This window comes from Chitinophaga varians, from assembly GCF_012641275.1.
GTDB classification, from domain to species: domain Bacteria; phylum Bacteroidota; class Bacteroidia; order Chitinophagales; family Chitinophagaceae; genus Chitinophaga; species Chitinophaga varians_A.
Window position 1 is genome coordinate 933,496 of sequence record NZ_JABAIA010000001.1, and the last position, 15,278, is coordinate 948,773.

A 15,278-nucleotide genomic window follows, 5' to 3' on the forward strand; every position below is an offset into this window, starting at 1 on the left:
TTGTACTTTTAGAAGAGCACCTGCTCTCCATTTTCATCGATAAAAACATACTTATTGGCTGATGCATAATACCTCAGGAGGAAACGCCTGGCAGAAGCATTTTTGTTGAAAAAATCGTAATCTCCAGTGCCATCATTTCTTTTCTCCAGCATATAACCCGACTCAGGATGTTCACTGACCCACTGAAATGGATATTGCAGGAGATATCTGGTATTGGCGATATAATAGAGCGTTCGCGGGACTTCCATGTACCAGTCAGGATAGGAATTGACAATCACCAGATCGGTAGTGCCGCTGCTAATAAGGAACAGCTGATGTTTCACCCGGGAGTACTTCCCGAGGTTTCCGGCCCATGACGCCCACCATGCCGGCTGTTCCAGCCTGTTGGAATACAGGATGCGCCTGGTGCGTATTTTCACCGGCAGGTCGGTGGCAAAATCCTTACCACCTGAAACCTGAAAAGTAAGGTACACGGATGTTTCAGCCAGTGCAAGATCTGTATTCAGCAGTATAACAGGGACCTTGACCGTACCCGAATCCGCGGGCATTATATATGATGATTTCAACTGCTCATAATGTCGGCCCGATACAGCGGTAGTATTGCTGTCCACGGCTGTCAGTGCGAAATACCGGTCCTGCCGGGCAGTCTTACCAGATACAATAACCGGCACCCAAATGGTATCTTTTTCCAGTTCAGGATGAAATGCAAAAGAATAAACAAGGCTGTCTGTATTAGGATAATTCAGGTAGATATTGTCTTTTACCAGATCATACGGTTCAATGCTGTCCCGTTTACAGCTGAATAGCAGGAAGGCAATCATTATGATGATGGAACATTTTCTCATGGTATACTGTTAATTATTTCTGTAAGCATTTTCATCGTCCGGTAACGGGAGTACGAAAATGCTGTTTGATGGTTGTTTACTATTGGTGGCATTGATGTATACTGCGTGGTAAAGACGCTTGTACATAAAGAATATCTGGCTTTCACCATAAAATTCCTTGCGGGCTTCCTTTATTAGCAGGTCAATAAATGCTGATTTATTGGGAACACTGTTAACCTGTTGTCCGATTCCGCGTGCGACCCGTACTTTGTTATAATAGCTGAGCGCCAGTTGAGGGTCCTGGTCAAAGGTAGATTCGGCTGCGATGTAGTACAGCTCAGATAACCGGATAGCCGGAGCTACCAGGGGATGTATGTTGGTGAGAGGAGATGCGTTGCGATAATATTTCTGTAATACGGCGCGGTCAGGTCCACCGGTAGCCGCAGCGGTATTCAGAAACCATTGCTTCAACCGCCAGTCTTCCGCACCGGAAGTACCAATTTCATAAATATCATTTACCTGGTCAGTGGTAGCACTATAGGCAGGATTCTGTTTGGTAAATCTGTCCTGCAGCGATTCAATAACAGTTGTTGTTTCTGTATACCAGCAGCCAATAATCTCCTTATAGAAAATACGGTCTCTTTTCTGAATGTCTGTCTGGAAAAAATCCTCCTGCCTGGTAAACGGAAATTTCTCTGCCTGTATCACTTCCATTGCATTTGAAAGCGCATTCGGATAGTCGTTGCGATAGAGGTAAACACGTGCCAGTTCCCCGCAGACAGCGTAATAGTTAAGCCGGTGACGCCTGTTTTGCATGAACAGGTCGGGGTTATCCAATTCTGTGTTTACATTGTCTCCCGGATATCCCACGGTATAGGCGGCGTTTCTTATTGGATCGTTTTGCAATAATATTTTTGCGGCAGACAGGTCTTTCAATACACTGTCTATTACCGTGTTTACGGTCGAGAAGGCGGTAGAATTGATCCCCACGCGGGTTACATAAGGAATGCCTTTTTGTGTTGCCCCGTTGACATACGACGGCGCAAACATCCGTAGCATATCAAAATGGACATAGGCACGCAATGCGAGCGTCTCACCTTTAATCAGGCGGTAATTACCTTTGCTGAAAATGGCAGTGTCCCTGTCAATAGCCTGCAACAGATAATTACAATTGGCTACTGCTTTGTAGGCGTTGCGCCATACATCATTTACCATGCTTTTAATGCTGCCACCGGTATATATGAAGTTGGCAATTTCCTGGTTGGTAACATCACTGAATGTATAGTTCTGGCCCAGTACATCCAGCATATTATAGGAAAGCTGCCCGCCATAAAGCGACTGGCTGGCGCAGAGTGTGTAAATCCCATTCAGGGCCTCTTTGAATCCCTGTTCTGAGTTAAAAAGTTCATCCCTGTCTATCTGTGTTTGAGGTTTTATATCAAGAAACTTTTTACAGGAAATCATCGATACACACAGACCCAGTATTATTATTAGTTTTTTCATGATGCTTACATTTTAGAAGGTAGCGAGGATAGAACAGGTAAGACTTCTAGCAAAAGGGTAATCTATACCACGCTCCTGTTTGATACTGGACATACGGAGGATGTCGTTCATCGTAACAGCGCCACGCAGGGACTGCAAACCGATACTCTTTGCGAGGTCCTGTGCCAGGTCATAAGAGAGGTACAGCGACTGCAGTTCCAACAGATTTTCTTTCTGTACGAACCTGCTGGAGGCATAAGTCAGGCTCAGGTCCGTAATGTTCTTATACAGCGCCATATCGCCGGGATGCTGCCAGCGCATCGCAAGGGCCCTGCTGTCAACATTAAAGCGGGGGTCGGCATTTTCAATCCTGTCTACAAGTGTCTGATTGTACATATCTCCGCCGAATTTGTAATGAAAACTGAAACTCATCATCCAGTGCTTCCAGGTGATATTGCTACCAAAGAAACCTTCTGCCTTTGGTGTATAATCGCCAATGGGCCGTGTGTACGTCACGTCATAATCGTAGGTGAGACTGCCGTCTGGTTTTTCGTAGATCTCCCGTCCGTTTTGAGGGTCTATACCGTGTGATTTCACACCGTATATAGTATTATACGATTGCCCTTCCGCAAAGCGTAACAGCGGCTTTCCCTGTACTCCTTTGGATGGGTCCAGCTGGTAGTTGTTCACGCTTTCGTTATAGGCTTTCAGCGCGTTTGAAATTTTGACAATTGAATTGGTGTTATGGGCGAGGTTGCCGGTAATATTGATGTTTAGATTGTTTTTGCGCAATGCGTTGATGGACAGATAGAGCTCATATCCTTTATTGGCCATATCTCCCAGATTTTCTTTATAGGTAGAGAAACCCGTAGACGGGGCGATGTTGATATCAGTCAGCAGGCCTTTAGTAAGCTTGTAGTAATAAACAGGTGTAATTATGATCCTGTCCTGCAGGAAACCAATCTCTGCACGCACTTCATAGTTGGTGGTTTTCTGCCATTGGAGGTTATCATTACCATAGCCGTTTACTATAGCGCCAATGCCGGTGGAGTACCAGTTGGCAGTCTGATAATTATATGTCGTTTTCGCCAGGAACGGAGGGAAGTCAACTGAACCTGTCACGCCAGTTGTACCGGTAAGTTTTAATCTTGAAAGTACGGGAAGGCTGTTCCTGAACCAATCTTCGTTATGAACATTCCATCCAATACCTCCTGACCAGAATGGTGCCACTCTTTTATTGGCACCAAATGCCGATGAGCCATCCAAACGAACAGCTGCATCGAACAGGTACCTGTTTTTATAAGAATAGCTGCCACTAAAGAATGAACCGATCAGGCGTCTTTCATCCACACTGCCTTTAGGGGCGTCATTGGGTGTATAGGTACGTGCAAATGCAATGCTGCTGAATTTGTCATTTGAAAATCCACGGGCCTGGAAACCTTTAAAATCTGTAGTGGAAGACGTGATGTTGGCACCCAGTACAGCATTCAGCGAATGGTCGCCGATCAACGTATTGTATACCATCCGGATGTTTCCGTCCAGGTTCAGGGAGCGCGTGGCGCTGAAATCATAAGACCCTCTGTTCATCACTGCGTTGGGAGGGTCCAGGTAGAAAGCGTTGCTAAACGGAGAAACAAATTTATCGGCAGTGGATTTAGTGCTGTTCAGGCTTACCAGGCCTATTACACGTAATGCTGGGGTGATGCGCCAATCAGCAGAGAACGCATCTATCAGTTCTGTATATCCGGATTTATCGAAGTTGCCGAGGCTGGCTTCATAGAGTGGGTTCAATACTGGTACGTTTTTGTACTGGTCCTGGCCCGGCAGATGTGTATCCACGCGCCAGTTGGCAATTTCACGAATCAGTTTGCCGTCGTCTCCATAAATTGGATAATATGGGTTCATGGCCACATAGGTTGCAAAACTGCCATAATTGGAATTGCGCGCATTTACTTGTGTAACGGTGAGATCATTTTTCAATATCAGATTACGGTTAGGGTTGTACGTAAAGCTCATACCACCACTGTAACGGTTACGGCCCGAATTTTTCATCACGCCCGGGTCCGTTTGATAACGGAGGTCCACGCCGTAACGGAAGCTGGAGTCTCCTCCTTCAACATATACGGTATGCTTCTGTGAATATGCGTTTCGCAATGGCTGGGAGAGCCAGTATGTATTGACTCCGCTCACTACGTTTTTAAGTTTGGAATAGTATTGCTGGTCGAGTTCGTCCTGTGTGGAGGCGGTGTTATTTTGAGTTGAATAAAGGCCGGCACGTCTTTCATACTCCAGTTTGTCTGTTGCATTGAGCACACTATAGTCGCTGAGGTCCGGTACTGTGGCCTTCATTTCAGCATTGTACGAAAGACGGAGGCGACCCGGCTGCGGGGCCTTGGTAGTGATTACAATCACACCATTGGCTGCCCGGGAGCCATACACCGCGGTGGCGGCGGCATCTTTGAGGATCGTCACACTGGCAATGCGGTTAATATCCATATCTACCACCTTCTGCAGGGGAACTTCAAATCCGTCCATGATAAACACCGGCAAATTGTACGAACTGGAGAGGTTGTTCCTGTCCAGTATCTCACCGTTTGGCATGGCGGTAGTGCCCCTGATATTGATTTTGGGCATCGCGTTGGGGTCGGAGCCCAGGAGGTTATTATCTGCTATCCTGAAGGAAGGATCAAAGGAAGCCAGGCCTTTCAGCATATTCTGCGGATTAAGCCTTTTCAGATCCTCGCCTTTCACAACAACGGCGTTACCGGTATAATTATCTTTCTTAATCACCTGGTAGCCTGTTACCACCACATCATTGAGCGAACTTGACTTTGGAGACATCAGGATGGATTGGTTGCGAACTGCATTTACAGGAATTTCCTTTGTTCGGTAGCCTACACTGGTTAGCTGGAGTATATCCCCGGGTGCGGCCTTGACGGTGAACAGGCCCCTGTCGTTTGTCAGCGTTCTTTCACCGGTATTTTTAAGGTATACAGACACAGCGATCATGGCCTCTTTTGTCAGACTGTCTACGATCTTTCCGGTGAATAAACTATCTATTATGCCCGTTACGATGGATGGGGAGCTGTTATTGGCACCGGTGCCGGCGGTGATTACAATTGTTTTGTTAACAATCGTGAAGCTAAGATTAAATTTTTTAAGGCAGGATTTCAGTGCCTCTTCGATGCCTGCATCCTTTAGGTCAATGTCCGTTTTCATGGATGCGGGATTAATATTTTCCTTGTAGAAAAATGTGAAGCCGGTTTGTTTTTTGATGTCATTAAAAATAGTTTCCAGCGAAGCGTTTTGCCGGCTGACAGTTACGTGTTGGCTGGCTGCACGTACCGGGATAAATAGCAAAACAATCAGGGGAAGCATGAGCCATTTGCCGGAACGTGAGGGCATGCATTTCCCAGCCCCTGCCATGACTGGCAAGGGAGGGCAATGAAACTTGAATTTCATGATGGTCGGATTTAGTCGATAAAATGAACAGATATGTGTTGGCCCGCAGCTGGTATTACTAACGGGAACAGACACTATCGTAAGTCCTGGTTAATATAGAAATGTTGGTTTTTTTGATGACACAATTTCATTCATACAATCTTTGATATTTCAGTTGACAAGTGATGGTTACTGATTAATCACCTTAATTCTTATTGATTACGGTAATGACATTTTCTTTTATCTCAAATGTGACGCCGTTGATTTCAAGTATTTTCAGAACATCTTTCAGTTGGCTGCTCCGGGAAATTTCCCCGGAAAATCTTTCATCAGGGATATGGCCGCTATATTTGATCACTACATTGTACCACCGGGCCACGTCGCGCAATACGGACTGCAGGCTGTCGTTTTTAAAAGAAAACATATTATTGGTCCAGGCAGTTTCCTTTTCTGTATCGGCGTTGACAGTGTGGAGGTAGTTGTTACTATTAGGATCGCAGATGGCCTGCTGGCCGGGATGGACCACAACTGATCTGCTATTATAGACGACTTTAACAGATCCCTGTATGAGCGTTGTTTTCGACACGCCCTCTTCCGGATATGCATTGATGTTAAAGATGGTACCGAGCACGTGCACAGATCGGGCGCCTGATTTTACGATAAATGGCCGGTCCGGGTCTTGGGCAACGTCAAAGTAAGCCTCCCCTTCCAACTCTACAACCCTGCCGGTATTACCAAAGGCAGCCGGGTATTTCAGAGTGCTGACGGCGTTAAGCCACACTCTTGAACCATCGGGTAATATAATTTTAAATTTCATGCCCGCAGGGGTAGATAATACGTTTTCCTGGTCAGCGTTGCTTTTTTCGGCTGGCGCTGAAGAATAAACCAGAGTCCCGTCTTTTTCCTTCGAGATGATGACACCATTTTGGCTGGCAATCTTGCCGGCGGCAGTACTATCCAGTGTTATAACCGTACCGTTGGCGAGGCGAAGCGTAGGGACGCGGTTATTACGGGAGGCGAGGCGCTGCTGCGCCGGTTGATGAAATGATTTCCTGGCAAGGAACAAGGTACCGGCGCCAATCAGAACGATCATTGCGGCGGCGGCAACCCAACGGCGTACGGGTATACGACGATACAGCGCCGGCTGTAAGTTATCTGCATTCGCAATTTTCATGTCTATCCTGTCTTTCATGGCAGCCTTCAGACTGTCAAACCCCGCCTCATTTTCTGCCGTGATGAAATCGTCCTCACTGTCGGCCAGGTCAAACCAGGCCTCCAGGAAAGAAATTTCCTCCCTGGTCGCAATGCCACTCCTATATCGATTTAGCATTATTTTAAAAAGCCCGGCCTCGTTATTATCCATTGTTACCAGTTTCTATATAGCATGAGTCAAAAAGTTAAATTCCGCCCACGCTGAAATAAATATTTTTTATCATCATGTGTAAATCGGCTTATTTCATTGTCAGTATACAGACAATGTGGAGTAGGACCAGGGAACTTCTCAGTTTCGAGAGGGCACGTCCCATCTGGTTTCTGACTGTTTTCTCAGAAATTCCAAGTTGCCCGGCAATTTGCTGCGTATTGTATCCATCCTGGAAGCGCAGGCGGAAAATCTGTTGCTGTTGCGGGGGAAGGGAATTAGTCAGTGCTTCAAATGCAGCATGGAACTCCTTGTACAAGACATGATCGTCGGCAAGAGCATAGCCCTGAAGCTGGTCTTCACTGTCTGCCGGCAGGAAGTTATAGCGGCTTTCCTTTTCAATTTGCCTGAAAACCCTGTTGCGGGTGGCAATGCGTAAATATCCGGGGAGATTATCAATGAGGGTGGTTTTCTCCCTGGTCCACAACTGCACAAAGACATCCTGGGCTATATCCTGCGCCAGGTCTGTATTCCGTATCCGCTTGTAAGCGATATTGAAAACATCTTTCCAATATCGGTTATAAAGCACATCGAAAGCAAAACCATTCCTTCTGCCAATTTCCGCTAAAAGGTCCTGGTCATTTGCATGAAGCAGTTTATCCATTCCCATAATTGACCATAAAACTAAAAATTGTTTCGGTTTATAAAAGGATTCTTTGTTTAGTGGTAGAAACAGTAAACAACTGCCGTATAATCAAAATGATACATTTAATTATTACCTTGCCGCTCTAAATAAAAGCATTTTCCCTGATTGCTATAGTCAACATATTAATCCGAACCGGGCTAAGCAAAGCATCAGCCTTATTTTTGGCAGGTCTGCTGACAGTTTCCTGTGCCTGTCTGGCCCAAAGTGGCACCGCTTTCACAGGTTATGGAGATGTACCGGTAAAAACGCCCGACTCTCTCTTGCGGAAGGTGTTCCTTGCCACCGATATTAAAACAAAAATACAGGCCGTACAGCCGTTGCTGGCTTTCCACGCCGCCCATGGCACTACAGACTCCGTGATCTTTTATGCGCAACAGCTTATCAGCAGTCTTGACCAAAGCGATCTCCCTGCGGCTGACAAACAGTCCTCCCAGGTTTCCCTTTATCTCACACTGGCTAATGCTTACAGTGAGAACGGCCTGTATGACGAAGCCCTACGTTTCTATCTTCAGGGCGTCAGGATTGCGGAGTCGCTCAATAACAGAGGCGCCATTAATGACAACAAACTGGGCATCGCCAACATATATTCCGCCCGTAATGAATATGACAAAGCCATCACAGCATACAGGGAGCTGTTGAACACGGACCCGGACGAACAGCTCAAACATCTGGTCTATGAGCGGCTGGGCATTATTTTTCTCGGACAGAAAAATTTCCCTGAAGCGAAGCTTTATACTGAAAAAGCATTGCACTATTTCCAACAACAGCACCAGGAAAAAAAAGAACTTCAGGCACAACTGACACTCGGTATTATAGCGGAATTCAACCACCAGGAAGAGGAAGCCTATACGATCTACAACAATGTAAAAAACAATGCGCAGCAGCACCAGTTTTTTGACCTGTACATCAGCGCAGGACAAAGGATGGGAGACCTGCTGATCTCCCGGAAGGAATATGACAACGCAAAAACCTTGCTATCCCTCGTGTACTCCAACGCCCTTCAATGGAACGACCTGAAAGCCCAGCTAAAAGTACTGAACAGCCTGCGTAACCTGTACGCGGTAACAGGCGATTATAAAAACGCCTATGCACTGATGACCCAGTACCTGGGCATTTCCCGGGAGGTATTGGACAAACAGAATAAAAAAGAAATCAACGAACTCGAGATAAAATACCAGACCGCCCGGAAAGAAAAGGAAATATTAAACAAGGAAAACGAATTAAACCACCAGAAAACGATAAAATACAGTTTGCTCATCGGGTTCCTTGTCATCCTCCTGCCTGTCATCGGCCTGCTGTATCTATATTACCAGAAACTACAGGCGCAGAGCAAACTAAATACAACGATGGAGGAAATGAACCGGCAAAAAATCGCGGCATTGCTGAAAGATAAGGAGCTGGAATTACTGAAAGCCTCCGTTGTCGGCCAGGAAAAAGAGCGGAAACGGATTGCAGGCGAACTGCATGACAGTATCGGCGGCAACCTCGCTGCCATTAAACTTCAGCTCTCCCATCAAACCAGTGTGAATAAACTGGAAACACTCATCCGGCAGGTGGACGACACCTATCGCCAGGTACGTGACCTTTCCCATGATCTTGTTCCTCAGAAATTCGCCAACACCGGTTTTGCCGAACTTATTTCCGGCTATATCACACAATTCAATGTGCCCGGCAACGCCACTATTACCTTTCACGCCTTTCCCGGCGATGAAATTGACCGGCTTGGCACCTCTCTGAAGGTGGAGATCTATAAAATCATCCAGGAGCTGATCACCAACGCCCAGAAACACAGTCAGGCTACGAAAGTAGAAGTACAACTGACCCAACTGGACGGTATGCTGAAGTTGCTGTTTGAAGATAATGGCCGGGGATTTTCCCCGGAAACAGTGAAATATGGTATCGGGTTTCAGAATATCCGGGACCGGTTGAAATTATTCGACGGCGTGTTTACCATTGACTCCTTCCCTTCGAAAGGCACCGTAATTGACATTGAAATACCGCTAAATCCCGCTTGTTATGAAGCATAATATTATCCTGGCAGACGACCATAAATTGTTTCTGGAAGGCCTTATCAGGCTGATAGCGCAAGAAAAGGACTTCCACGTGCTCTATTATGCCCATAACGGCCAGCTGGTCGTGAACTATCTCGACCAGCACCCCGGTGAGCAGGTCGACCTGGTGATTACCGATATCAGTATGCCTGACATGGACGGTATCACCCTGAATAACCATATCAAGGAAAAAAGGCCGGAGGTCAGCACGCTGGTGGTAAGCATGCATACTGACAGTAATATGATTGATACGCTTATTCAAAATAACGTCGATGGTTTTTTGTCGAAAAATGCCGACTCAGACGAATTACTGAATGCGATCAAAACGATCCTCAAAGGCGGGAAATACTTCTCGGAAGCCGTGAAACAGGAGTATCTCAAAAGCGTTTTCAACAAAGAAAAAGAAACCCTTGAAATGCTCACCTCCCGCGAAAAGGACGTACTGAAACTGATCGCCGAAGAATATACCACCCAGGAGATCGCGGACAAACTATTCCTCAGCAAACATACGATTGAAAGCTACCGCAAAACCCTCATCCTGAAACTGAAAGTGCGGAACCTGGCCGGCCTTACAAGGTACGCCGTCAAACTGGGCCTGCTCAGCTAACCCCCTGAAAACAGGGTATTGATTTTCACTGAATACGATGTTGCCGCCCCCATCGTACCTGGCTACCTTTGTTGCATAACAAAACGGAACAATCCGGTCAAACAATCTCCTGAATAAAAAATGCAACATTATGATCTACGGAATAACATTAATCCTGCTGAGCATCATCGCCGTTCCCTCGCTGCTTTTATCTAAAAAACCCAATGCGAAGGAGTTATTGGAAAAAGTGGAACCCTACCAGGGATGGATCGGGATTATTTTCTGTTTCTGGGGTATATGGGGCCTTGTAAGCGCTATCCTGAATATAGGCTGGCTGACCTCCGCCCCCATCTGGTGGCTCACCCTGGCAGCCGGCAGCCTGGTGGAAGCAAGCCTTGGCTTCCTGCTCGGATTCCCGCTTATCAACAAATTTTTCCTGTCCAACAATGAAAAGGCCCGGGAAAAAGCAGCACATATCCGCACCAAGGTAGCACCCAAACAAGGCAAACTGGGCATACTGGGCATCATCGTTGGCGCATGGATGATCATCGCGTCCTTCCTCTTTACGATTGCCTGATAACATTCTCCCGCTACTCAACTTTTAACTGTATGAAAAAAAATAATACTGGCTGCTATCATATGGATGGCGGTATTGGAAAACCACACCCAAACGCAACCAGCCCACACTATACAGGTGGGCGGCGTTGCCAAACCCCGACCGGTTGGTCAGTTTCGCAATTGAATAGCCGGCCTTTATCCATTCTTTGACCCCCTCCCTTCGCCACTGCTGTCATTTACCACATGACAACAGTGGCGTTGCCCGCTAAAACAAGCGCCTCCGGACAGTCTGGAGGCGCTTGTTCATCGGATAACTTACTACCCTATTTGCTGTATTCGTAACCGATGTTACCCTTGCTATTGGTGGGTTGTTGATTGCCGACCCCGTAAATAGTGCTGGTGAAGTCCACCTTTACCGGACGACTGGCATTGTTATAGGCATAAGTATTCTTCTGCACCGTTACAATGGAATCCTGTTTGCCGTTCAGTGTAACATACTGCACCTTTCTTGTTTCCAGTGGATTCTGGTCACTAAATGCTTCATGTCCGGCGCCTGTGAGCAAATAACGTAACAGCGGATGGGTAATGTAGGTAGGATGCTGGTCAAAACCGGCCACCAACAAATCAGAAATTACCCTGGCACCGTCGGTTACCGTTTCTTTTTTGATGTTTTTCTGCTCATAGGCGTACGCCGTCACCAACTTCAGATTAGTAACCCCATCTGTTGCCGTAATGATACTTACCAGCCTACCGCCGTCGTCGTAGGTGTATTGCTCGTCTTCTTCCACCTTGCCTGTTTCCTGATCGTAGATTGTTTTCCGGGAGATGTTACCTTTAGCGTCCCATTCAAACTTTGTATTACCGGACAGATTAAATTTTCCGGCTGTCAGGAAGTCGGGAGAATAGTTCAACACCTTTTGCAGTTTACCGTTGGCGTCATATACAATCGAATCTTTTTCTGTCAACAGATTACCAGCATACTGGGTAATCAAAACAGGTTGCAGTTGCTGGTTGTAGCTGATCAGCTGAATAACGCCCTGTGTACCGCCGATATTTACGCGGGTCAGCAGGCCTGGCGCCGGAGCGGGGATGGTAACAGGATTTTTTACACCGGTGCCGGTGCCAGCCTCCGGCAGAGATACCTTATTACAGGCAGCTCCTGCCAGCAGTGCAGCTCCCAATAAGGCCATTGATAGTTTGGGCAGATTGACTCCCCGTTCCATGTTGCGATGTGTCATAAAATTGCAGTTTAGGTTTTTACTTAGACAAATGGTTTGTTAACAGGCAAAGGCGCCAATGCTCAGTACAAAGCAGGAAGTGCTGTGCTTCCCTTTTCTGCTACTGGTTTCCGGTTTACACATGCAAAGAAAAAGAGATTACCTGACCGGCTATATGAATTTTGATCACCATACCGGAATTGCTGACTAAAGTGCAGAAATGCTATATGATCTGCTATAAATGGATGTTAAGTATTTCCGGAATCCCGCCTAATTCAATTTTTTTTTACTTTTTTGCAGTAAAAACTGACAGATGCCTAAGCCATTCTTCCTGATAAACACCTGGCCTGTCATCCTCATTATCTGGGCAATGGACATGGGCCTCACCTATCTGCAGGTCCGTATGCAGGGGCTTCCCGACCGGGAAGCGATTCAGTTGGGGCTGATGGAGTCGGTCCCAGGTACGTTCATTACTTTTTTACTCTGTTACTGGCTGCTCCCCTACTTTATCAGGCACCGGAAGATGCTCCTGTTTGCCTTGCTGGCAGTGGTCATCTGCCTTCTTACCAGCCTGATCACCGTGTATCTGAGTTTGCCGATGTTGTGCAACAGCGTCAGGAAAGTAATGGCCGAGCCACAGAACTGTGGCCTGCAAACCATGTTTCCCGGTCTCTTTATCGGAATGCTTTTCACCAGCGGTACCATCTGCGGCATTCGCTTTTACCAGGAATACGCCAAAACCCTGATTGACCACGAACAGCTCCGCACCACCCACCTGGAAGCGGAACTGACGCTACTGCGTGACCAGTTGAACCCACACTTTATGTTCAATATGATGAACAGCATCCATGTATTGATAGAAAGAGACGCCAGGCAGGCAGCAGATATGGTGCTGGAATTCTCCGATATTTTGCGGTACCAGCTCTACGACGCCTCTAAACCCGCCATACCATTGCAACAGGAGGTCTCCTATCTGCAGAATTATGTAAATGTGGAAAACAAACGGCGCTGCAATGAACTGAAGGTAACCTGCAACTGGGAACCACAGCTACCGCTTTGTTTTATTGCTCCCCTGATCCTTACGCCCTTTGTGGAAAATGCCTTTAAACATGTGTCCCTGTTTACGGACCAGCCTAATTTTATCTGTATAGACCTTGCTGTGGAAGAAGGCACGTTGTTTTTTATTGTCAAAAACAGTAAGGAACACAGTGCGGATGGTCCCGTGGCTGCTTCTCCCCACAAAGGAATCGGACTGGCCAACGTGCAAAAAAGACTGGCCCTGCTCTACCCGGAGCAGCACTTCCTGAGCATAAAAGAAACCACAGACCAGTTTGTTGTTTACCTGGAAATAAAAATCAATGTTCTCTGATAAAAACTGCCGTATGGAAATCAAATGTATCATCGTTGATGACGAAGCACTCGCCCGGGAAGGACTAAAAAAGTATATCAGGACATTCGATTTCCTCTCACTGGCCGGTACTGCCAATAACGTAGCATCAGCACGCGAAATGCTGGAGACTACGCCGGTAGATCTGATGTTCCTTGACATTAACATGCCCAAAGCAAGCGGGCTGCATCTGCTGGAAACGTTATCCAACCCGCCGGTAACGGTCCTGGTCACCGCTTATCCGGACTATGCACTGGATGGTTTCCGTCTTAACGTGCTCGACTATCTGCTAAAACCACTTTCCCTGCAACGCTTTACCCAGTCGGTACAGAAAGCAAAGGACTATTTCCAGCTGCGTCAGCAGCCTTCCTCCGCCCCACATCCCCCGGTGAAGGATTATATCTTTGTAAAACACAAACAGGTATACGAAAAAGTGATGCTGTCAGACATCCTCTTCGTCGAAAGCATGCAAAACTATGTGCTCATCCAAACCATCCACACTAAAATCATCGCCTACCTGACGTTTAAAAATGTGGAACAACAGCTGCCGGCAGACAGCTTCCTGAGAATACATAAATCCTATATTGTCAATCTCCATCAGATCAGTAAGCTCGACAGCAACATGGTGCAGGCCGGCGGACATACACTTCCCGTTAGTCGCAGCCAGCGCGAACTTCTCATGCAGGTAGTCAGCAAACGGTTATTGAGCAAATAAGCGGATATATACTTGTTTCTTCTGTATCTTGCAAAAAATGATATCTATGAGAAAAAAACATCCATTTATCCTTTGTAGCCTGCTATTGTCCTATTTCTATGCTGACGCGCAAACACTGGAACAAGTAACAACCAACGGAAATACCACCACCAAGAGCATTAGCATCAGTAACGAGCAAGGCCTGAGCATCGGCGTTGATGCAGCTACCGGATACACGATAAAGAGCCACTTCATCAGACCATTTAACGCTACCTACCGGACTTTGCGCTTTGATTGTTCCACTGTTGATGCCAACGGAGGCTGGGAATTTTACAATTCAGGGATTAACACCTCCTTAATGTACATTAAACAGGGCGGAAACATCGGCATCGGCACCACCACTCCTCAGGCCAAATTAGAAGTAAACGGAGATATTAAATCTTCAAACGGCATCTTCCGCGCACTCACAGGCACATTGCCAAACGACATCATGATGTCTTATGGATATAACACCACAGTAGGTGACTATACTTCTCTTAAGGTAGCAGGAGCAGCCACCAATACCGCAGAACTCCGGCTCGTGCAAAACGGGAATGTTGGTATCGGCACACAAAATCCTCAATCCAAGCTGGCTGTGAACGGGACCATTACAGCAACAAGGGTCAGAGTAACCCAGTCCGGATGGGCCGACTTCGTGTTTCAGGATGGATACCCCCTCCCATCTTTAACCGAAACCGAAGCATTTATTAAGAAAAACAAACGTCTGCCTGATATGCCGTCAGAAGAACAGGTAAAGGCCAATGGCGTTGACGTTGCTGACACCCAGGCCAAACTGTTGCAGAAAATAGAAGAACTGACATTACACCTGATAGAACTCAATAATAAAGTAACCGCCCAGCAACAATTGCTGGCAGAACAAAGTAAGGAAATAAAAAGGCTGAAAAAATAACAATGCTGTCCGGAGGCTGAAGT

12 protein-coding genes are annotated in these 15,278 nt (G+C 46.6%); 6 read left to right on the forward strand and 6 right to left on the reverse strand.

Annotation, left to right across the window (positions count from 1 at the left end; genetic code table 11):
• Positions 1-8 precede the first annotated feature (8 nt).
• The 5 genes from HGH92_RS03860 to HGH92_RS03880 form a co-directional block, all read right to left on the reverse strand.
• Entirely contained in the window at positions 9-845 is an 837-nt protein-coding gene (locus tag HGH92_RS03860; protein WP_168869432.1) for a DUF4843 domain-containing protein, read from the reverse strand.
• A gap of 9 nt (positions 846-854) precedes the next feature.
• Positions 855-2,327, reverse strand: coding sequence for a RagB/SusD family nutrient uptake outer membrane protein (locus HGH92_RS03865; protein WP_168869433.1), 1,473 nt, complete (start codon positions 2,325-2,327; stop codon positions 855-857).
• Positions 2,328-2,339: 12 nt separating this feature from the next.
• A complete protein-coding gene (locus HGH92_RS03870) occupies positions 2,340-5,768 on the reverse strand; it encodes a SusC/RagA family TonB-linked outer membrane protein (RefSeq protein WP_168869434.1) in 3,429 nt (1,142 codons plus the stop codon).
• Positions 5,769-5,952: 184 nt separating this feature from the next.
• The gene (locus HGH92_RS03875) at positions 5,953-7,077 is read right to left on the reverse strand and encodes a FecR family protein (RefSeq protein ID WP_168869435.1); all 1,125 of its coding nucleotides are present in this window, start codon (positions 7,075-7,077) and stop codon (positions 5,953-5,955) included.
• Between the two features lie 121 nt (positions 7,078-7,198).
• Positions 7,199-7,771: an RNA polymerase sigma factor gene (locus HGH92_RS03880; protein WP_211092529.1), complete on the reverse strand. Its 573-nt coding sequence runs from the start codon at positions 7,769-7,771 to the stop codon at positions 7,199-7,201.
• Positions 7,772-7,974: 203 nt separating this feature from the next.
• On the opposite strand from HGH92_RS03880, the gene HGH92_RS03885 reads away from it, so the two are divergent.
• The 3 genes from HGH92_RS03885 (at position 7,975) to HGH92_RS03895 (ending at position 11,027) form a co-directional block, all read left to right on the forward strand.
• Positions 7,975-9,840 carry an ATP-binding protein gene (locus tag HGH92_RS03885; RefSeq protein WP_168869437.1) on the forward strand — a complete coding sequence of 622 codons (1,866 nt, stop codon included), beginning with the start codon at positions 7,975-7,977 and terminating at the stop codon, positions 9,838-9,840.
• The gene (locus tag HGH92_RS03890; RefSeq protein ID WP_168869438.1) at positions 9,830-10,471 is read left to right on the forward strand and encodes a response regulator; all 642 of its coding nucleotides are present in this window, start codon (positions 9,830-9,832) and stop codon (positions 10,469-10,471) included. Before HGH92_RS03885 ends, HGH92_RS03890 begins: the two co-directional genes overlap by 11 nt.
• A gap of 130 nt (positions 10,472-10,601) precedes the next feature.
• Entirely contained in the window at positions 10,602-11,027 is a 426-nt protein-coding gene (locus tag HGH92_RS03895; protein ID WP_168869439.1) for a hypothetical protein, read from the forward strand.
• 304 nt (positions 11,028-11,331) lie between these two features.
• Here the strand turns inward: HGH92_RS03895 and HGH92_RS03900 are convergent, their stop codons facing one another.
• Entirely contained in the window at positions 11,332-12,246 is a 915-nt protein-coding gene (locus tag HGH92_RS03900) for a hypothetical protein (protein WP_168869440.1), read from the reverse strand.
• Positions 12,247-12,538: 292 nt separating this feature from the next.
• Here HGH92_RS03900 and HGH92_RS03905 point away from each other — a divergent pair, with 292 nt between their 5' ends.
• The 3 genes from HGH92_RS03905 to HGH92_RS03915 are packed head-to-tail and all read left to right on the forward strand — an operon-like array spanning position 12,539 to position 15,255.
• Positions 12,539-13,594: a sensor histidine kinase gene (locus tag HGH92_RS03905; protein WP_168869441.1), complete on the forward strand. Its 1,056-nt coding sequence runs from the start codon at positions 12,539-12,541 to the stop codon at positions 13,592-13,594.
• 13 nt (positions 13,595-13,607) lie between these two features.
• The gene (locus tag HGH92_RS03910) at positions 13,608-14,327 is read left to right on the forward strand and encodes a LytR/AlgR family response regulator transcription factor (protein ID WP_168869442.1); all 720 of its coding nucleotides are present in this window, start codon (positions 13,608-13,610) and stop codon (positions 14,325-14,327) included.
• 46 nt (positions 14,328-14,373) lie between these two features.
• Complete coding sequence (locus tag HGH92_RS03915) at positions 14,374-15,255, forward strand: TMF family protein (protein WP_168869443.1); 882 nt, start codon at positions 14,374-14,376, stop codon at positions 15,253-15,255.
• Positions 15,256-15,278: the final 23 nt, after the last annotated feature.